The 18,889-nt window shown below is 58.9% G+C and carries 16 protein-coding genes; 7 read left to right on the top strand and 9 right to left on the bottom strand.

The window, feature by feature from the left end:
- Positions 1 to 89 precede the first annotated feature (89 nt).
- A complete protein-coding gene (gene rbsK, locus ACVWY8_RS02395) occupies positions 90 to 1,007 on the bottom strand; it encodes a ribokinase (protein WP_457391968.1) in 918 nt (305 codons plus the stop codon).
- A gap of 389 nt (positions 1,008 to 1,396) precedes the next feature.
- Here rbsK and ACVWY8_RS02390 point away from each other — a divergent pair, with 389 nt between their 5' ends.
- Positions 1,397 to 1,708, top strand: a complete 312-nt coding sequence (locus ACVWY8_RS02390) for a YbjQ family protein (RefSeq protein ID WP_414388900.1) — start codon at positions 1,397 to 1,399, stop codon at positions 1,706 to 1,708.
- 53 nt (positions 1,709 to 1,761) lie between these two features.
- Here ACVWY8_RS02390 and ACVWY8_RS02385 read toward each other — a convergent pair whose 3' ends face one another.
- Both ACVWY8_RS02385 and ACVWY8_RS02380 read right to left on the bottom strand, forming a co-directional pair.
- On the bottom strand, positions 1,762 to 2,511 hold the full coding sequence (locus ACVWY8_RS02385; protein ID WP_011432973.1) for a YebC/PmpR family DNA-binding transcriptional regulator: 750 nt from the start codon (positions 2,509 to 2,511) through the stop codon (positions 1,762 to 1,764).
- A 301-nt stretch (positions 2,512 to 2,812) separates the two neighbouring features.
- On the bottom strand, positions 2,813 to 3,565 hold the full coding sequence (locus ACVWY8_RS02380) for a hypothetical protein (protein ID WP_414350784.1): 753 nt from the start codon (positions 3,563 to 3,565) through the stop codon (positions 2,813 to 2,815).
- Between the two features lie 324 nt (positions 3,566 to 3,889).
- Between ACVWY8_RS02380 and ACVWY8_RS02375 the strand changes: the two genes are divergently transcribed.
- From ACVWY8_RS02375 to ACVWY8_RS02350, 6 genes are all read left to right on the top strand, one after another.
- Positions 3,890 to 4,807, top strand: a complete 918-nt coding sequence (locus ACVWY8_RS02375; RefSeq protein WP_457391971.1) for a CoB--CoM heterodisulfide reductase iron-sulfur subunit B family protein — start codon at positions 3,890 to 3,892, stop codon at positions 4,805 to 4,807.
- 267 nt (positions 4,808 to 5,074) lie between these two features.
- On the top strand, positions 5,075 to 6,634 hold the full coding sequence (locus ACVWY8_RS02370) for a hypothetical protein (protein ID WP_457391974.1): 1,560 nt from the start codon (positions 5,075 to 5,077) through the stop codon (positions 6,632 to 6,634).
- 140 nt (positions 6,635 to 6,774) lie between these two features.
- Complete coding sequence (locus ACVWY8_RS02365; RefSeq protein ID WP_457391977.1) at positions 6,775 to 7,761, top strand: pentapeptide repeat-containing protein; 987 nt, start codon at positions 6,775 to 6,777, stop codon at positions 7,759 to 7,761.
- A gap of 144 nt (positions 7,762 to 7,905) precedes the next feature.
- Positions 7,906 to 9,384 carry a sensor histidine kinase gene (locus ACVWY8_RS02360; protein WP_414343701.1) on the top strand — a complete coding sequence of 493 codons (1,479 nt, stop codon included), beginning with the start codon at positions 7,906 to 7,908 and terminating at the stop codon, positions 9,382 to 9,384.
- Between the two features lie 109 nt (positions 9,385 to 9,493).
- Positions 9,494 to 10,252 carry a sensor histidine kinase gene (locus ACVWY8_RS02355; RefSeq protein ID WP_011432967.1) on the top strand — a complete coding sequence of 253 codons (759 nt, stop codon included), beginning with the start codon at positions 9,494 to 9,496 and terminating at the stop codon, positions 10,250 to 10,252.
- 68 nt (positions 10,253 to 10,320) lie between these two features.
- Positions 10,321 to 11,064: a response regulator transcription factor gene (locus ACVWY8_RS02350; RefSeq protein WP_011432966.1), complete on the top strand. Its 744-nt coding sequence runs from the start codon at positions 10,321 to 10,323 to the stop codon at positions 11,062 to 11,064.
- A 45-nt stretch (positions 11,065 to 11,109) separates the two neighbouring features.
- Here the strand turns inward: ACVWY8_RS02350 and ACVWY8_RS02345 are convergent, their stop codons facing one another.
- The 6 genes from ACVWY8_RS02345 to clpX form a co-directional block, all read right to left on the bottom strand.
- Positions 11,110 to 12,756, bottom strand: coding sequence for a DUF3352 domain-containing protein (locus ACVWY8_RS02345; protein ID WP_457391983.1), 1,647 nt, complete (start codon positions 12,754 to 12,756; stop codon positions 11,110 to 11,112).
- A gap of 95 nt (positions 12,757 to 12,851) precedes the next feature.
- The gene (locus ACVWY8_RS02340; protein ID WP_457391986.1) at positions 12,852 to 13,352 is read right to left on the bottom strand and encodes a ribonuclease H family protein; all 501 of its coding nucleotides are present in this window, start codon (positions 13,350 to 13,352) and stop codon (positions 12,852 to 12,854) included.
- Positions 13,353 to 13,830: 478 nt separating this feature from the next.
- Positions 13,831 to 14,937: a phosphotransacetylase family protein gene (locus ACVWY8_RS02335; protein ID WP_457391988.1), complete on the bottom strand. Its 1,107-nt coding sequence runs from the start codon at positions 14,935 to 14,937 to the stop codon at positions 13,831 to 13,833.
- 78 nt (positions 14,938 to 15,015) lie between these two features.
- A complete protein-coding gene (locus ACVWY8_RS02330; RefSeq protein WP_457391991.1) occupies positions 15,016 to 16,488 on the bottom strand; it encodes a TrkH family potassium uptake protein in 1,473 nt (490 codons plus the stop codon).
- An 11-nt stretch (positions 16,489 to 16,499) separates the two neighbouring features.
- Positions 16,500 to 17,189 (bottom strand): potassium channel family protein, encoded by a 690-nt coding sequence (locus tag ACVWY8_RS02325; protein ID WP_414329043.1) that lies wholly within the window; start codon positions 17,187 to 17,189, stop codon positions 16,500 to 16,502.
- Between the two features lie 70 nt (positions 17,190 to 17,259).
- Entirely contained in the window at positions 17,260 to 18,606 is a 1,347-nt protein-coding gene (clpX, locus tag ACVWY8_RS02320) for an ATP-dependent protease ATP-binding subunit ClpX (protein WP_457391994.1), read from the bottom strand.
- Between the last annotated feature and the right edge of the window lie 283 nt (positions 18,607 to 18,889).

Here is an 18,889-nt window from a genome sequence, read left to right as displayed (position 1 = left end):
GTGGAGGTTGCGGTTTCCCCATAGCGCTCACGCAAACGGCCAATGAACTTCTCCACCGCAGACGTCGAAAACTTTTGACAAGCGGCAGTCTAAACTGTTTCTACGGCAGAGGCCAAAAATGCCTCAATCTCAGAGCGCTGGGGCAAGCTAGGTTGGGCTCCCGCACGGGTTACGGCCAAAGCAGCGGCGGCATTGGCAAAACGCAGGGCTTCCCTCAGGGATCCCCCGGCAGCCAAACAAGCAGCTAAGGCCCCACAAAACCCATCTCCGGCAGCGGTGGTATCCACCACTTCCACAGGATGAGCTGGCCAATGGCCACTTTCTTCCCCATCTGCCCAGACCAGCCCTGCCCCTCCCAAGGTAAGGATAACGGCTGGGATCCCGTGTTTCTGCAGTTCTTGAGCCACCTTTTGGGCTTGTTCCGGCGTCTCCACAGGGGATTGGGCAAGGGCAGCCGCTTCGGTTTCGTTGAGCACCAAGTAGCGAACCTGGCGCAACAGGGATCCCGGCAATGGCGCGATGGGGGCGGGATTGAGCAAAATCGGGATCCCTTGGGCAAAGGCTTGTTCTGCTGCAGCTTGCACGGTGGGCAGGGGGATTTCCAGTTGCAGCAGGAGCAGGGCCGCCGGGGTAAAGGGAGGCAAATGCTCCGGCATATAGCGACCATTGGCCCCAGGGCTGACCACAATTCTGTTTTGCCCGCCGGGATCCACTGTGATCAAAGCTAGGCCGCTGGGCCCCTCCAACTGCCTCAGGTGGCGGGTATCCACGCCGTTGTGCTCCAGGTTCTCTTGGAGCAGACGCCCAAACTCATCGGATCCCACCGCTCCCCACATTTCCACCTGGGCTCCCGCCCGCGCCGCTGCCACCGCTTGATTGGCTCCTTTGCCGCCAGGGTAGGTGGCGTAGCCGGATCCCAGCACCGTTTCCCCAGGGCCGGGATGATGGGGCACCTGCACCACCAAATCCATGTTCAAGCTACCCACCACTCGGATCGGGCCTGCCATCGGGCTTGTGGGGAAATCCTGTTGGAGAAGCAGAGATCTAGAGATCTTTGGTTTGGATCCCTGGGCAGCTATTGTATCAGCCGCCGGTCTTGGCCAGGGATCCCCTTGAGCGCCCTACCACGCGGCAAGGGCTGATAGCAGTCGTGGTTTTTATTACCATCTATTTCAACTGATCGCGCTAGCGGGCCGGAGGCCTTAGCAGGAAGCAACCGGTCGTTTGTTTCACCTCAACGGTGAGATAAATGACTATGCGTTGTGGAACGGTTATCTGTAGGGATTGGTCGCCCTTCGACATATCGCCACTCTGCTGAAAACACAGGGCAAGAACCCGATTCCAAAGGTTGAGGATCCCGACTATCTTGGTGGGTGTTGACCCAGGAAGCAAGCTGATGTTGCTGACCACTACAGACGTGCTCCAAGGTAGAGAGGTTGAGCGTTACTTGGGCATTGTTACCGCCGAGGTAGTTTATGGCACCAATGTTCTACGGGACTTCCTTGCTACCCTCCGCAACATCATCGGGGGACGCACAAGAACCTATGAAGAAGTTTTCGAGAATGCCCAGAAAAAGGTTTTGGAAGAGTTGGAGCAGCGAGCCAAACGTTTGGGAGCAAATGGCATCCTAGGCGTTAGCATTCATACCAACATGAGCACGACAATGATCCTCGTTACCGCCACCGGCACCGCCGTTAAGCTCCGCTGACGGATGCTTCTGTTGAAGGTTTCCCTTTCTCGGAAGATGATGGCAGCCTGTTCTCAGGCCAGGCTTTCCATCACCGCCTCGTCGATCTCGAAATTGGCGTAGACATTCTGCACATCGTCTAGGTTGTCGAGACGCTCCATCAGGGCAAGCACTGACTTGGCCGTATCGGGATCCTCCACATGCACCTCAGTGGATGGGATCCAGCGGATGGCCGCATCTTGCACTGGGTAGCCCTCTTTTTTCAGGTAGGTGGCCACCTGCTCCAGCAAAGAGTAGTCGCAGTACACCTCTGCTCCTGTGCCTTCCACCTTGAAGTCGTCTCCTCCCGCTTCCGCCACCGCCAGCAACAGGGCTTCGGGATCCAACACCTCCTCCAGGCTGATCACCCCTTTTTGCCGGAACAGCCAGCTCACGCAGCCGGCTTCTCCCAAGCTGCCGCCGGTTTTGCTGAAGGCTTCTCGCACCTCGGCAGCCGTGCGGTTGCGGTTGTCGGTCATGGCCTCGATCAACACAGCCACCCCACCGGGGCCGTAGCCCTCGTAGCGAACTTCTTCCAGGGGGCTGTCGTCGCTCCAGTTGCCGGCTCCCTTGGCAATGGCTCGTTCAATGTTTTCGCTGGGCATCCCCGCTGCTTTGGCTTTCTCCACTGCCGCCCGCAACTGAAAATTCCCATCCGGATCTGGCAAGCCGTTGCGAGCTGCCACGATGATGGCCCGCGAGAGTTTGGTAAAGAGGCTGCCCTTTTTGGCATCTACACGGGCCTTTTGCCGTTTAATGTTGGCCCACTTGCTGTGTCCTGCCATGCCGCCACACACCAGTCAAGCAATGATTAGAGGGATCCCTCCACTTTTGAAGCCTAGATCACCTCGGCTCAGGACTCAACCCCGCGACAACTGGGAGGGTACCGGCCTGGTCACAAATTATAGTTAGTTATTTCAAACAGCAGTGAAACGGTTCGTTATGTCGATTCCTAACTCCCTCTCCCAGAGAGAAACTGGGGGTAAGGGCAGCGGCGCGGAGCGCTTGGGGAGTATCTCAATCTGGTTTGAAATGACTATAACGAGGGATCCTTCACAACCCAGACTCAGCTACCCAACAAACCCATCAGGGCTGAATCGGCTGCCGCTGGATCACATCCCCTTGGGGCGGAGGCGGAGGGGCTGGGGTTTCTTGAGGAGTAGGTGTTGCCTCTATGGGAGGAGTTTCCCCAGGAGGCGGGGGCAGAGGGGGCACACCTTCTCCAGGCACAGGCCCAGGTGTAGGCGTGGGGGTTGGGGATGGAGTTAGAAAGGGCGTCACCTGTCCCAACAGCTCGGCATAGAAAATCGCATCTTGCTCTGGCCCAAAGCGCCCCACTTCCCAACGGTGACGGGGCACAAACATTGTTTGCAGCAGCACTTCCCGGCTGACAAAAGCGGGAGTACCCGAAAAGACGTAGCCATCGACAATGACCCGATTCAGATCGGGCCGAGTTTGAAACACCCGATCCACCTCCCGCAGCATCTCCGTATCCAGCCGCCCCAGCAGAGTTTCCAGGGTGTCTTCAGGGCTGATCGGTACCCGTACCGAAAAGCGATAGCCTTCGCAACGATAGTCCCCACAGATCTTGACCAGCTCGTTACGCACCCGGATTTGCGCCCCAGGATCGAGATTGCGCCCCGGCACAAGGACTTCTTCCTGAGGTTGCTGTTCGACCGGCTGGGCCCACAGTTGGAGTTGACTTGCCCATCCTGCCCAAACTAGGGATCCGAAAAACAAGCCAAATCCCCAACCTTTTAGAGGAAGGCTCCAACCCAGACTGCCCTGCTTAGAGCGGGGTGAAAAGGGGAAATCGCGATCCTGGATCGGGCTGTTCATAAGGCGTTGACCGATTCCTCAGCGATGGCTACCGCCAAATCTACCCGACATCGGCTAGGGAGGCACTAGGCAGGGAGAAAAATAGGGTATCGGCTCCGAATGGTTTCAAAATAGGGGCAGATAAGATAAATAGGGAAGCTTTGACAAACTCCCTGTCCTGGGCAGCAACGGATGTGCTGTGGCAGCGCATGGGTGTAGGATCTTAGGCTCTGGGTTCCCGCTCTGCAGGCAGGCCAGTGCTCTGCTGTGTGGGCAATGGATCCATGGATTGTTATTACCGTTGAGATCGCAAACCCAATTCTCTTCTTCTTCTCACGTCTTCTCATGACCGCGGTTGTTCCTTCACCTTTGCGCTACGCCTACTACCCCGGCTGTGTGGCCCAGGGGGCCTGTCGTGAGCTGTATGACTCCACCGACCAGATTGCGCGGCATCTGGGCATTGAACTGGTGGAGCTGGAGGCTGCTTCTTGCTGTGGTTCGGGCACCTTCAAAGAAGAATCGGAGCTGCTGGAAGATACGGTAAATGCCCGCAACCTGGCTTTGGCCGAGGCGCTGGGGTTGCCGATGCTCACCCACTGCAGCACCTGTCAGGGGGTGTTGGGCCGCGTGAATGAAAAGTTAAAAGCTGCGAAAACCGCGAATCCAGAGTACTTTCACCAGGTGCAAGCCCTGTGCCAGAAAGGGGGCTGTGAGAGCTGCTACCAGGGCACAGGCGATGTGCGCCATTTGCTGTGGGTGCTGGTTCATGACTACGGCCTGGAGCGATTGGCCCAACAGGTCAAACGGCCTCTCCTGGGACTGCGCTGCGCTGCCTTCTACGGGTGTTATCTGTTGCGGGCCTACGACATCTCCCGCTTTGATGTGGCGCGGGATCCCCATTTGATGGAGGATCTCTTCGAGCGTTTGGGGGCCACCCCCGTTTGGTATCGCGGGCGCACCCAGTGTTGCGGTTGGCCCATTTCCAGCTACGCCCCGCAGCAGTCTTTCTCGATGGCAGGCCGGCATCTCGTAGAGGCAATAGAGGCGGGAGCCGATTGTTTGGTTACCCCCTGTCCCCTGTGTCACCTCAACTTGGACTCTCGGCAGCCGGAGGTGGAAGAGGTGATCGGGCGCAAGCTGGGGATCCCGATCCTGCATTTGCCACAATTGGTGGGCCTGGCCCTGGGGATCCCGGCGGAAAACTTGGGACTGAACCGCCATGTAGTACAGGTGGAAAAAGCCCTGCAGAAAATAGGCTGCTGATCTTCCAACCTCTCTGCCTTTTTCCGGCAACACCGACTGCAGCCAACACAGACCTATCTTTTGGGTGAAGGCGAGCCCACTTACTCTTCAATCCGGATCAAGAAAGGCGCAAAATCCGCCAAATCCCACTTGATGGCTGGGGGATCCCTGGGCAAACATCAGGTCTGGGAAGTGTGTTATTCTGCCCAGCAAGGTACCCGTCCTTGTTCAAAAACCGCAAAGATCCTCGTAAGCTTAGATCCACCTACTCCTGCTTGGCAGCTCCCTATGGTTGTCTCGGATCCCTTTGGCCTTGTTGTGCAAGAAGTGCAGCAGGGCGGGTACGCAGACCGAGTGAAAAAGCTGGTTTACTTTGCCTGCACCAGCACTTGGGAAAGCGATGTCAGCAAGTTGAGCCAGATAGATCTGAAAGCCCTGCTGGAGCAGCTTTGCCGTGAGCACGCTACCCTTGATGCTTTGGGCCAACGCTTTCGAGAGGCCATCAGCCGCATCAACAAAAAAGCCGAGTATGCTCGCATCGCCAAGATGCTGCTAAGCAAGCTACAGCCCCTGTATCAACAGCCCCAAGCGGATCCCTCTAGCCCACTCATGCCCTCGCCCAAGGAGCCATCAGCTTGGGCCGCACCCTCGCCTATCTTGTCCTTGGAGTATGGAAGCCCACGACTGCAAAAGCAAGACTACGATCCCTTCGAGCTGCGGGCAGGGGTGATGCGGCAAACCAGCCCTTTGCGGGCCAAGCTGGTTCTGTTCACGGCTTTGTACCACAAAGTAGAGCCTACTCTGCAGGGGTTGGCGGCCCTGCGGCGCTACAGCCTGGACGAGCTGCTCAGAGCCCTCTACGATGCCTGCGCCTCCCCCCAAGAACTGGAAGCCCGGCTGAAGGAGGCGGTGCAGCAGTTGCAGGAGCCGGATCAGGATGGCCAAGCCGCCAATGCTGTGCTGCAGATGCTGAAGCCTCTTTACGTTGACGTGCCCCCAGCGACCCTCCCCGGCGGAGGATTGGCTGCTGAGCCTCTCTCCGCCAATCTGGATTGGCTGAATACCGAAGATGCCGATCGCGCGGGCGAGGCAGAGTCCCTGGCCAGCCCCATGACTTGGATTGACGCTGGGATCCCAGAAGATGAGGAAGAACCTGCAGATCCTCTGGCTTTTGCAACCTGGACAACACCACCCGGCCCCTCTTCTGACCTGCGACAGGAGATCCCAGAGTCCTGCCGCCAACTGCTCCATCGCAGCGCCGGATCCTTGATGGTTGCCATCGAGAACACCCTAAGCGAGTTGGGCAACGCCCTGGACGAAGGTCTGCAGGATGAGGATCCCGCCCAATATCTGACCCTCAAACACCAGGTGCTGCGCGGCTTCTTGAGGGATGTCGAGGGATCCGCCGCAATGTTCATGGGGATCTTGAAAAAGCTAGAACAATCGGAGTGGCGCCTGGTGCAGCCCCTGCGCGTCAGCAATGCAAAACAGGCTCTGCCGGAGGCGGTTACCGAAATGCCCGCTGAGCTGGCGGATCCCTATGCTTCCCTAAGACAGGTGTTGGCCAGCAGCGAGCTGGCCCGGCAAAAGCCGCAGTTGGAGCAGGAGGTGATGCGTTTGGTGCGGCGCAGCGTCGGCTCTGTCAAAACTGCTATCGAACAGGCCCTGAGCGAGTTGGGCAAGGCGTTGGATGAGCAGTTCCAAACCTGCACCCTAGAGGAAGCCTTGGTTCTCAAGTACCAAACACTACGCGCCTTTTTGCAGGAAGTGGGGGAGATCTCCACCAAATTTGCTGCTTTCTTGGATCGCATGGAGGAGGCAGAGCGCCGTCTGTTCGGGCTGGTTTGAAGCTCAAACCCGCTGTTTGGGGATCCCGTTCAACACTGGCGATCAGCTGCGCAGAGTGCTGGGGAAACGCCCGGATCCTTATCTAGAATAACCACCAGTGCAGCTCCTCTCTCACTTCTCTGAGCTCTCCCCTCTCTTCTATGGATGCCAAGGATCTGCTTCGGCTTTACCGGGCAGGACGGATCAACTTTGCCGGCGAGAACCTGGCCGCCCTTGACCTGAGCCGGGCCGATTTGATCGGGGTGGATCTCTCCCAAGCAAACCTGCACAGTGCCAATTTGATCTTCGCCTTCTTGGGGCGGGCCAAGCTGCAGAAGGCCAACCTCGTCGGGGCTAACCTTGGTGGGGCCAACCTCAGCCAGGCGGACTTGAGCGAGGCGGATCTCAGAGATGCCCAGTTGCACGGCGCCACCCTACAAGGAGCAGATTTGCATGGGGCCAACCTGACACTGGCTCTGTTGATCGATGCCAACCTGCTGGATGCGGATTTGCGTTGGGCCAACCTCACCAGTGCCAACTTGGGAGGGGCTTGCCTGCGGGGGGCCAATCTCCGTTTCGATAGCCGCCGGGGAGCGGTACTGCGCAACGCCAACCTCAGCCGCGCCGATCTCAGCGGAGCCAACCTGTCGGGAGCGGATTTGACACGGGCCGACCTGAGCGGGGCCAACCTAAAAGAGGCCAGTTTGAGCAAGGCCAACTTGCAAGGGGCCAGCCTGCAGCAAGCCCGTTTGCAGGGAGCCATCCTGAGCGAGACCGACCTGAGGGGGGTTTCTTTTTTGGGGGCAGACCTGCAAGGGGTGCAGATGGCGCGGGCCAACTTGAAGGAGGCGATACTTCGCCAGGTGAATCTGACAGAGGCCAACTTGAGCGAGGCGGATCTGGCCGCAGCCGATCTTTCCGCCAGTTGTCTGTGCTCGGCCAAACTGGCGCGGACGGATCTCAGTCGGGCCAATCTGGCCGGGGCCGATTTGCGGTGTGCCAACCTGGTGGATGCCTATTTGGGCCGCACCAACCTGGAAAATGCCGATCTCGGCGAGGCAATCCTAACCCGAGCCGATCTGAGCACAGCCAACCTCAGCGGGGCCAATTTGCGCGGGGCAACTCTGCCGGATGGACGGGTAGGCTGATTGGACAGACTCGCTACCGTATGAGGACGAGGATTCTTGTCCCTGAGTGAGACGGGGATCCGCCCCGGAAAAGGTGAGGTTTTCCCCTGCCCCAGAGGGGCCATAACCGCTACCCTACAAGGGAAGGATGGGTCAAAGAGATCCGTGAACAGCCGCCGATTTCTGTCCTTGATGGAAGCTTTGTGGGCCGATCTGCCCTTGCCGGAATGGTTGCCGGGGGCAGGAGAGCGCTCCTGGCAGCAGACGGTGGCAGCCCTGCTCCAGCTATGGCAAGAAGTTGGACAGTTTGGGGTGGTGATCGGTGGGCCGGTGTCTTGGTGGCCCCCCTGGGTGGTTCGGGATCCGCTGCCTCAACTGCCGTCGCCCATTGACGCTCCAGAACCGAACCTGAAGCTGCGGGAGCTGGCCCGTGAAGATCCCTGGCTGTTTACCCCCGACTTGTCCCCCGAGTCGATTCTGACCCCTGGCCAGACGGTGATCCCTCTCCTGCCGCAGGATCCCCTGGTGGAGGAGCCTTTTTTGCTGGTGCTCACCCCTGTTTTTTCGGCGGTGGCCGCCCAAGGGCATCACCCCCACACGCGGCAGAGGGGGATGATGGTGTCTTTTGAGCCGGAAGTGGTGCATCGGGCTTGGCAGATCCTAGAGCAGCGGGTTCAACAGGGTAGGCCGGATCGCTTGCCCTTCTGGCAGGAGCTGATCAAGCACCATCCCCTCATGGAGCCTCATGTGCGGGTGCTGGCCCGCTTCAGCAGCCTTCTTCTGCTGGGAAACCTGGCCGAGTCGGGATCCCCGCCCGCTCGCTTACCCCCCGCCAGAGCCGAGAACTCCCCTGCGCCCACAACCCGGCCAGAAGATTGGCAGAAGCGGCGGTCTCCTCCTTCCCATGGCCAGCCTGCCGGTCAAGGCCAACAGAACAGCCTTTCGGAGGCAGAACTGTTGCGGGCTCTCATCCACGAGATCCAGACGCCCCTCAGCACCATCCGCACCTTGGTTAGTCTCATCCTGAAGCGGTGCGATCTGCCGCCGCGGGTACGGGAATACGTGGAGAAAATTGACCGCGAATGTACCGAGCAAATCAACCGCTTCGGGCTGTTTTTCCAGGCTACAGAAACGGTGATGCCCGCTGCTACCCCACAGGAGGGGCGTCGGCTTCAGCTAGAGCCCATTGCGCTGGTGGACTTGGTGCGGCAAAACCTGCCTCGCTGGCAGGAGCAGGTGGAACGGCGGGGATCCCAACTGGAGTTGGAGATTCCCGATGAGCTGCCGGATGTGGTCAGCGATCCCAAGGCGCTGGAAGCGGTGCTGTTTGGCATGGTCGACCGCATTGCCCGCAGCACGCCGGCTGGCAGCCACATTCGCGCCCAGTTGGTCAGCGCAGGGGAGCTGGTCAAACTTCAGTTTCAGGTCAACACACCTGAGGGCAGCGACGCCACTGTTGCCTCAGAGCCCAAATCCCCTCAGGCGATTGGGCAGTTGTTGGTCGTGCAGCCGGATACCGGTGCAGTGAGCCTCAGCCTTCCCGTCACCCAAACTCTGTTCCGCGCCTTGGGGGGCTACCTCACCGTGCGCCATCGCGCCCGTCGGGGGGAAATTCTCAACATCTACCTGCCCCGCCAGCTATAAGCCACCCAGTTGGGATCCCGATAGCGTCTCAGGATTGATATGGCGGATTGCAGGGGAGGTAGGGCTAGGATCGATCTGCCAGCGCCGGGAGAGTCTAGAGATTGGATCCATGCCGAGAGCCAGAAAAGTTGCTGAACACCATCCAGAGCCTGAACCCGTCTGCGGAGCCGGAGAACCCAAGGTTAAGGGGGTCACTCTTTCTGCCCAGCAGCTTTCCACTTTGCTTCACGAAATGCGCAATCCTCTCACCGCCCTAAGCACGCTGGCCAAGTTATTGCAAAAACGCTTGCCCCCCGAGGATCGCAACCACTGGATTGGCCTGAGCATTGAACAGGAGTGCAAGCATTTGCAGGAGCTGCTGGCGGAGTTCGAGCGTTTGGACGGGATCCCGGCCCCCCTCCAGCTTCAGCCCCTCTCCTTGGCCGACCTGCTGCGGGAGTGGATCCCCATCTATCAAGCCTTGGCCGAAACCCAGGGACACCACTTTCAAGCCGTTCTGCCCCCTTCCCTACCCCCTGTACAAGCCGATCCGCGTGCCCTGCGGCAGGTGCTTGATAACTTGATCGACAACGCCTGCAAGTACACCCCGCCCCCAGGTGAGATCCGGCTGAAGGTGGAGCTGGGTGAAGATCCCTCAACTGCTTCGCAACGGGAAGTGTTCGTTGCCGTCTGCGACAACGGCCCCGGCATCCACCCTGAGAACCTGGAGCGGATCTTCGATCCCTTTTTTCGGGCAGATCTTTCTAAGCCAGGGCAGGGGCTGGGGTTGGCCATTAGCCGCGACCTGGCCACCCGGATGGGCGGAGATCTCCAGGTGGAAAGCTCCCCCCAAGGCTCCTGTTTTCGCCTGAGATTGCCCACAGGTTAGTAGGAAGATTGTAGAGATATGGGATGGCAGGTGCCGCCAAACGCTTGAACGCTACCCAGGAGCTGCAGATGGCCTCTTCTCCCCCAGCCAAACCCGAACCCCCTGCTGCCAGTCCAGCAGCCCGCATTCTGCTAGTAGATGATGAACCCGGCTTACGGGAAGCGGTGCAAGCCTACCTCGAGGACAGCGGCTTTGAGGTGATCCCGGCGGCCAACGCCCAGCAGGCTCTGCAACTGCTCAGCACGGCCCAGCCTCAGTTGATCATCTCCGACATCATGATGCCGGGCATGGATGGCTATCAATTTTTGGCCCAACTGCGAAAACTCGAGCCCTACAGCCATCTGCCGGTGGTGTTCCTCACCGCCAAGGGGATGACCGCCGACCGCATCCAGGGTTACCGGGCCGGTGTCGATGCCTATTTGCCCAAGCCCTTCGATCCGGAGGAGCTGGTGGCCATCGTCTCCAATCTCATTGAGCGATCCCGCGCTGCCAGCCCTTCGGAGGTGGTGGCCCGCGAGCTGGCCTCGATTCGCGCCCTGCTGTCGGAGCGCACCCTTGCCACAGCCACGCCTGCCCAGACCTCTGCCCCCACCCCCCTGCCCCCACCCATCAAGGTAGAGCTGACGCCGCGGGAACAACAGGTGTTGGAGAAGGTGGCAGAAGGGCTGATGAACAAGGAGATTGCCAAGCAGCTGCAAACCAGCGTGCGCAACGTGGAAAAATACGTCACCCGCCTGCTGAACAAGACAGGCACCAGCAGCCGCACCGAGCTGGTGCGCTATGCTCTCACCTATGGCTTGATTCGGCTGTAGCTCTCACCCCCAGCCCCTCTCCCCAAGGGAGAGGGGGGAAAGAGCTTACGGCTGTGGCTTGGGCGGCACGGTGACCAGCAGCTCCACCCCAAAGGCGTGATCCCCGGCAGGGTAGCTGGTAATCCCCAGCCCATCGATGCGGGTCAGCAGCTCACGGGCCTCCGGCTCCAAGCCTGCCAAACCACCCGGTAGTGTGGCCTCCAGCACTGTTCGGATCCCTTGCCAATTCAGCAAAAAGTAGCCGTAGTTGGGCTTGGGCAACTGATCGTAGAGGGTCTTCAGCGGCTCGGTTTGGGGAAGCAAATTGCCCTGGCGTTGGGCGAGGGTTTGCAGCGCCGCCGTGCTGCTGGTCACGATCAAATAGTTGCCTTCCCAGGCGCGGGTCAAAAGCGGGCGGTTAAACAAGGGATCCGCCCAGATCACCTGCCCACCGGCTTCCGTTACCCGTGCTCCGGATTCTTGGGCCAGCCGATCCAACTGAGTCAGGGCCGCGTTGGCCTTGTCTTTTTGGCTGGTCTCGATCACCAGGGCTGCTCCCATGCCCTGCAACAGGGGATGGGCCTGGGCATCAGGTGCCACCAGCAGGGCCATCTCCCCATCCATCCAAGCCAGCAGATCTTTTTCCAAGTCCAAACGGGTATTGGCGCGAAACTCAGCCCGCAGCTCCTCTAACGACTCCTTGACCGGCGGATCTTTTTCCAGCTCAGGCATAACGGCTTGCCAGCGCTGGGCGATCTGTTGGGTGGTCAGCACCGCCAAGGCATTGCCGGGCAGCCGCTGAATGAGTTCGCCGCGAGCCGTTTGCCACCCCCCCTGCACCTGGGTTTTCGGATCGGTCTGGGTCAACATGCGCAGCCGCAGGCCCTGCTCCTGCCAGTGGGCAGCCATGGCCAAAGAGCGCAGGGGTTGCAGGGATCCCAGCGTCGCCGGATCCAAATCCTGCATCCAGTCTTGGAAAGACTCGGGATCCTCCTGCAAAGCCTGGAAGTTGAAGTAGGCAAAGGCCAGCGTGCCGCTCTTCTTGTAGAGATTGCCAACGGCGGTGCGGAAACTTTCGGAGCGGCCAATCGGCTCTGCTTCGCCGCGATACACAGCAATCGCCTGCTGCATCACCCTCGGGTCGTTGGCCACCGCCACAAAGCGGTTGCCAAACTCAGCAGTCACCCACCGCTCGCCCGGCTCTCCGTTGGTTTGCACATACAAGGTGACCCCTTGCTCCTGGCGCTGCTCGAAGTTCGCCCCTTCTGCTGCTGCCTGTTGCCGCACCTGGGCCAAGAATTGCCCAGACAAATCAGCGTTGCGGGTGCTGGCTCCAAACAGGATCCCAGGCACCGGCTCGGCAGCTCCGGGCACCAGATTGGGAATCACCACTGCCATCGTGAATTGCTCGCCGGCCCAGGCTTGCATCTCTTCCCGAGAGAACTCCTTGCCGGTTTCAGCCAAAGCTTCTGCCGTCCAGCTCTCCCACTGGGCCAAAAGGTCAGGGTGAGTGCGAAAAGATTCTTCCGGTTGGGTAGAAAAAGTCAGCACCAAGGGTGCCGACTGAGGAACCAGCACGGTTTCCGGCATAACATCGCCGGGCAACTGCACTTGTGGCCCTCTGAGTTGGCAGGATCCCAGAAGCCAAGAGCCCCCCACCGCCATCAACGTAAGGGAGAGAGGACGAAACCGGCACTGAAGTTGGGTCTTCATATCACACCTGCGACGAGCCGTCCTCTTGAGGATAGGCGATGGACTCAGAGCCTGTCTGTGATCGCAGCCTCATACATCGGAATATGTAGAAATTGTTACTTTGGCCGGGCGCGAGCGACCAACTCATCCACGTACTCGTTCCAGCGCAACCCTTCGTGAGCCTGGATCCAAACCACCTGCACCTGAGGGCACTGCTGCTTTAGTTGATACAGTTCCTGAACCAGATCCAAGTTTTCCACCGGCCTGGTGCGCCGCCGCCACCCCTGCGCTGCCCAGCGATCCATCCAGTCGTTGTAGGTCTGTACGCAAAGGTGGGAGTCGCTGTAGATGGTATCTACGCCGTTGCCCTGGGTGTGGCGGCAATATTGCAAGGCCCGGATGAGGCCGGTCAACTCCATGCGGTTGTTGGTGCTATCGGGATCCCCTCCCCAAAACTCTTCCACAACCCGATCATCTTGAACCACCACCACGGCCCATCCCCCTGGCCCCGGATTGGGAGAACATCCCCCGTCGGTGAAGATGCCACTGTGGGGGCAGGCAACCAGACGGCTGGGGCCCGCTCCTTTGCGGCTGTGCATCCGTGAAACCTTGGCCATGGTGCTCATCCGGCGCTAACGGCAACATTTGGGATCCCGGCTCGACAACAGACACTGCATCTTACCGCACAAGGGCGTGCCAGCACCACTATTTAGTGTATCTAGTTCCGGGAAAGTTTTACTTTACACTATCAGTAGTATAAACCTCGTCAACACCAGCTCACGTGACGTAAGGTTAGAGAGACAGGGAAATTCTGCCAAAACGGCGCGAACAAAAACCCCCAGAAAATCTGGGGGAGGAGTGGTGTGTTGAGGTGATGAATACTCGCATGATATCTCTCGAATTCGGTGAGTAGGCCAAACCGGCGAGAGATCCCTGCGTTTTTTTGCAGAAATCATTGCAGATACTGGAAAGCATCAGACACTAGAGACCAGCGCGTCAAAACTGAGCTTATTTCGTCTTGATCAGATATAGTGCTCAATCTCGAAGAAATATCTATTTAGACACCAAATATAGAGAAGCCAGTAATAACTTTTCTTATGCACCTACCGCTGACACTAGGGGTTGTGTCAAGCCCAAATGAGCATAGAGACGGGAAAAGTCAAAATTCGCTGACATTAGCTCTTGGATGCAGCGGACTTTCACCTCCTCGTGCAGGCGAATCTGCCCAAAAACCCGTTCGATGCGGTTGATGGTGGTGAAGGTGTCCAGATCCACCGAGAGGATCGGCACTTCCAGCTCTTCTGCTCGAGACTGAATGCGGGGATCCAGAGGGAGCTTGCCGGTCAAGATCAGGCAGAGGGTGGAAGTTTCTAGGGCGGCCAGTTGAATATCGGTGCGGTCTCCGCCGGTGATCACCGCCTTGTGATCCAGCTTACGGAAGTACTTCAAGGCCGAGTTGACGTTCATCGCCCCTACCGCAATGTCTTCAACCATCAGGTCCATCCGATCCGGACAGCAGAGCACCTCGGCATCCAGTTGCCGCACCAACTCCCCAACGCTGATGCTGCGCAAAATGCGATGGGAGGGCAAAATCCCCAGCACTGGGATCCCGTGTCCCTCCAAAAAAGGCCGAATGATCGTTTTTGCCGGTTGCATTTGGTCAGGTGGCACATCGTTCAGCAGCACGCCTGCCAAGCGGGATCCCAGTTGACGATGGACAAAGAGAAGAGAATCAACAGCCAAGGAGGAATGGTAGCGACTGATCAGCAGTACCGGAGCATCCAGGGCTTGGGCCATCTTGGCCAGCGACAGGCCAAACAATTCCCCCTCGTAAAGATCGGCTGGGCCTTCCAGCAGCACCAAATCGGCAGGGGAGCGCTGGACAAACTCCAACAGAGGGGCAACCGGGCACTCTGGAGCTGGATCCCCGGGAGCTCGCTTCATTTGAGCCAGCAAAGCCTCTTCGTTGAGCCGGAGCAGCATCGGCGGCATTTGATCCATCGTCAGCCGCAGAGACTCCGCCACAAAGCGCATATCCGGATCGCCCCCTTCCAGCGAGCAATCTTCCCGCTCGCAAGAACCGATGGGCTTCCCATAGGTGACTTTCATCCCTTGCTGCTGCAGGTGTTTGGCCAAACCCAAGATGGCAGCCGACTTACCACTGAAGGGCTCGGTAGAACCGATCAAAAGAAACTTGGACACAGATGGCTCCCGGTAACGAGAGGGACGAAGGGATCCCTTACTCAGTCTAACGGAGGCTGCTCTCTCCTCAGTTCTGGACTAACCGATTAGGATCGACTCTTCAGGGTAGGTTACCAACGGGCGGGGCTGTTGTTGAGCCAAGGCCAAGACAATCGTCAATGCCCCCAACCGGCCCCAGAACATCACCAGCACAATGATCAGTTGGCCAAACCAGTTGAGCTCCCCGGTAAAGCCCGTCGAGAGGCCGCAGGTGGCAAAGGCGGAGATCACCTCAAACAACACCGGATCCAACCTACTGTTACTGTGGGTCAGCAAAATCAACCAAGCCGCCAACAATACCACAAACAGAGAAACCGTCAACACCGCTGCCGCCTTGCGCACCATGGAGGGATCCAAGCTGCGCCCGGCAATCTGAGCGCTGGGCAAACCGCGGGCATAGCCCCAGAGGGCCAACACCAACACCGCCAAGGTGCCGGTGGTCATGCCGCCCCCCATAGAAGCTGGGGCTGCCCCAATAAACATGAGAGCCATCAGCAGCAACTGGCTTGCCGGGGTCAAATCCTCAATGGGGATCCCGGCAAACCCAGCCGTTCGGGCAGAAACCGACTGAAAAAACGTCAGGCCCAAGCGGTGGGGCCAGCTCACCTCCAGCAGGGATCCACCGGGCAAGCTCTCTCCCAAAAACAAACCAATGCCGCCCGTGCAGAGCAAAACCACCACCACGCCCAGGGTAATCCGGGTGTGCAGAGAGGGGCGGTGGCCCCGTGGCCAGGTTAACAAATCCGACAAAACCGGGATGCCCAAACCGCCGATAAAAATCAGACCGGCCAAAATCGCCAGCGACAGACCGTCTGTAGGGATCCCTTCCCGGCCAAACAGGTCGAATCCCGCATTACAAAAGGCCGACACCGCGTGAAAAATAGCCAGAAAAACTGCCCGCCCCGGCCCATAGAGATCCCGCCAGTGCACCCAGAGCAGCAGAGCCCCCCCCAACTCAATGAGAGTGACCCCCAGCAGCACCCGCCGAGTCAATTCCAGGATCGCCCCCGGATCGATTAGACCCAGCGAATTGCACAGCGCCAAGCGATTGAGGAGGGAAATGCGCCGCCCGATCAGTTGAAACACCACCACCGCCAACACCATGAAGCCCACCCCGCCAATCTGAATCAGGATCAGCAGCACAATCTGGCCCAACAGGGTGAGATCCTCCGCCGCCACAATCGTCGAGAGCCCCGTCACGCTCAGGGCCGACATGGCCGTAAACAGTGCCTCATTCCAGCTCAAGGGATCCCCGCGCCCGATCCCCGGCAACATGAGCACCAAAGTTCCCACCACTGCCAAGAGCCCCAACCCTGTGACCAGCCGCAATGGCGGCGGCAGCGGGCGACGCCTGTCCCCCCCAAAAAACCACTGCAGACGATTCCCAAAGGCCCTAGAGGACTGAGACAATGCCGAGCCCGGTGTCGGCAGGTAGCGGGCGCGGGATGGCACCGGTGGAACCAAGCGCTCAGGCCCCTCCTCTCGCGGAAGCGGGGCGGAGTCCTCTCTCATCGGATCCCTCCCTACATTTCATTCAGCCGCGAGATGTTGGTATTGGCCCCCAGAACCACCAGCAAATCCCCCTTTTCCAGCAGGTAGTCTGCGGGGGGAGAGACCACCAGCGATTGCTTTCGCTTCACCACCAGCACCGTGATGCCGAAGCGGCGACGCAGATCCGACTCCGCCAGCGTATGGCCCACCAACGCCTCCGGCACCTGTAATTCCGTAATGCTGTAGCCCGGCTCCAGCTCTAGCTGATCTAGGATCCCCGGTGCTGTCAACACCTGAGCCAAACGGCGCCCTGCCTCTTGCTCCGGCAACACCACCCGATCTGCCCCCACTCGCAGGAGAATAGAGCGTTGCCGCTCGGTCGACGCCTTACAGACCACATTGCGCACCCCCAGACTTTTCAGGGCCACCGTCGTCAGCAAATTGCTCTCAAAATCGCTGCCAATGGCCACCACCACCGTGTCGAAGGAGAGGATATCCACCGCTCGCAGCGCATCTTCATCGCTGGAATCGAGTGCCACCACCTGCGTCAGCTGATCCGCCAGGCGCTGCACGATCTCACGGCTGCGGTCGATCCCCAAGACATTGTGCCCTCGCTCCATCAAGGTGAGAGCCAAGCTAGAACCAAAGCGCCCCAGACCAATTACCGCATATTCACGATCCACCCGCTGTCGTTCGCGCCAGCGGAACGCAGTCCCTGCCATAGGATCTCCTGCCCCCTCTTTCAAGAACAGATCATAAGTTCATCCAGCAGGGATCGGAAGGGCCGCGACTCTAGGCCGACTCAGGCTTGGGCAGCGTAGAGGGGTGAGGAATCAGCTCGCGGGTGGAACGGCGCTCCACCATCTCTGCGGTGATGCGGATGTGCTTTAGGTCGCGGCGGGAGGGTGCCTCGTACATCACATCCAGCATTAGCTCTTCCACAATGGCCCGCAGGGCGCGAGCCCCGGTCTTGCGGCGATAAGCCTCTTTGGCAATGGCAGCAATGGCGGCAGGTTCAAACTCCAGTTCCACCCCGTCCATGCGCAACAGCTTCTGCGCCTGCTTGAGAATGGCATTTTTGGGCTGCGTCAGGATCGCCTCCAGCGCCTTCTCATCCAGCGGATCCAAAGTCGCCACTACCGGGAGCCGCCCCGTGAATTCGGGAATCATGCCGTACTTGATCAAGTCTTCAGGCTCCAAAGCCTTGAGGGCATTGGCCATACGTTGCTCGCGGCTAACCGACAATTGCTCCCCTGGCTTGATAAAGCCCATCGATTTCTTGCCAATGCGCTGCTCGATTACTTTTTCCAGGCCAACAAAAGCCCCCCCGCAAATGAAGAGGATGTTGGAAGTGTCGATTTGAATGCAGTCTTGATAGGGGTGCTTGCGTCCTCCCTGGGGAGGCACGTTGGCTATTGTCCCTTCCAGCATCTTCAACAAAGCCTGCTGCACCCCCTCGCCGGAGACATCGCGGGTAATGGAGGGGTTCTCGCTTTTGCGGGCAATTTTGTCGATTTCGTCGATGTAGATGATGCCGCGCTGGGCCTCTTCTACGTCCATGTCCGCCACCTGCAGCAGGCGCAACAGGATGTTTTCCACATCCTCGCCCACATAGCCAGCTTCCGTAAGGGTGGTAGCATCTGCAACCGCAAAAGGCACATCCAACATGCGAGCCAGGGTTTCCGCCAGCAGGGTTTTGCCGGAGCCAGTGGGGCCAATGATCAAGACATTGGACTTCTGTAGCTCCACCTCATCCAGTTCCGAAACTCCGACGCTACCGGGGTTGGCCTTGGCAGCCAGACGCTTGTAGTGGTTGTAAACCGCCACCGACAAAACCTTCTTAGCTTTTTCTTGGCCAATCACATATTGGTCGAGATAGCGCATGATCTCCTGCGGCTTGGGCAACTGCGCCAAAGAAGGCAGGCTGCGGGAGGATTTTTTAGGAGCTTCACGCCGGCCGCCGGCAGGGGCGGCAGCAGGAGGAGTGTTGCCGTCGTAGAGTTCCTCATCCAAAATCTCGTTGCAGAGCTCCACGCACTCGTCACAGATGTAGACCCCCGGCCCCGCAATCAACTTACGCACCTGATCCTGTGACTTGTTGCAGAAGGAGCACTTTAGATGGGAGTCATATTTGGCCATGGGATCCTCGTTGCTGCTTGCTCTTGGCTATCCTAATCCGGCAAAAGCCAGAAGAAAACTAAACCTTCCAATCCAGTCGCAAATTGGCTGCGAAAGCGTAAGGAGGCCGAAGTTGGTGGAATCTCACTGACCTACTAGTCTAGCATCTCCACTGGGCTCGTAGGGCTTGTTTCCGGATCCCCAAGGGGGCAGGGTGCCAAGAGATTCCCATGGGGATCAACTGGAAAGACTGGAGATATAGTCATTTCAAACTGGATTGAGACACTTTCCAAGCGCTCCGTGC

It is taken from the genome of Thermostichus sp. OS-CIW-32 (assembly GCF_054060415.1).
Note: the sequence above shows the minus strand (reverse complement) of the source record. Positions and strands in the feature narration are given on the sequence as shown.

Bases quoted from the DNA above. Each gene is read 5' to 3' on its own strand.
- clpX (WP_457391994.1), bottom strand. From the start codon at position 18,606: ATGGCCAAATATGACTCCCATCTAAAGTGCTCCTTCTGCAACAAGTCA.
- ACVWY8_RS02350 (WP_011432966.1), top strand. From the start codon at position 10,321: ATGGCCTCTTCTCCCCCAGCCAAACCCGAACCCCCTGCTGCCAGTCCA.
- ACVWY8_RS02355 (WP_011432967.1), top strand. From the start codon at position 9,494: ATGCCGAGAGCCAGAAAAGTTGCTGAACACCATCCAGAGCCTGAACCC.
- ACVWY8_RS02375 (WP_457391971.1), top strand. From the start codon at position 3,890: ATGACCGCGGTTGTTCCTTCACCTTTGCGCTACGCCTACTACCCCGGC.
- ACVWY8_RS02325 (WP_414329043.1), bottom strand. From the start codon at position 17,189: ATGGCAGGGACTGCGTTCCGCTGGCGCGAACGACAGCGGGTGGATCGT.
- ACVWY8_RS02385 (WP_011432973.1), bottom strand. From the start codon at position 2,511: ATGGCAGGACACAGCAAGTGGGCCAACATTAAACGGCAAAAGGCCCGT.
- ACVWY8_RS02370 (WP_457391974.1), top strand. From the start codon at position 5,075: ATGGTTGTCTCGGATCCCTTTGGCCTTGTTGTGCAAGAAGTGCAGCAG.
- ACVWY8_RS02365 (WP_457391977.1), top strand. From the start codon at position 6,775: ATGGATGCCAAGGATCTGCTTCGGCTTTACCGGGCAGGACGGATCAAC.
- rbsK (WP_457391968.1), bottom strand. From the start codon at position 1,007: ATGGCAGGCCCGATCCGAGTGGTGGGTAGCTTGAACATGGATTTGGTG.
- ACVWY8_RS02390 (WP_414388900.1), top strand. From the start codon at position 1,397: ATGTTGCTGACCACTACAGACGTGCTCCAAGGTAGAGAGGTTGAGCGT.
- ACVWY8_RS02330 (WP_457391991.1), bottom strand. From the start codon at position 16,488: ATGAGAGAGGACTCCGCCCCGCTTCCGCGAGAGGAGGGGCCTGAGCGC.
- ACVWY8_RS02340 (WP_457391986.1), bottom strand. From the start codon at position 13,352: ATGGCCAAGGTTTCACGGATGCACAGCCGCAAAGGAGCGGGCCCCAGC.
- ACVWY8_RS02345 (WP_457391983.1), bottom strand. From the start codon at position 12,756: ATGAAGACCCAACTTCAGTGCCGGTTTCGTCCTCTCTCCCTTACGTTG.
- ACVWY8_RS02380 (WP_414350784.1), bottom strand. From the start codon at position 3,565: ATGAACAGCCCGATCCAGGATCGCGATTTCCCCTTTTCACCCCGCTCT.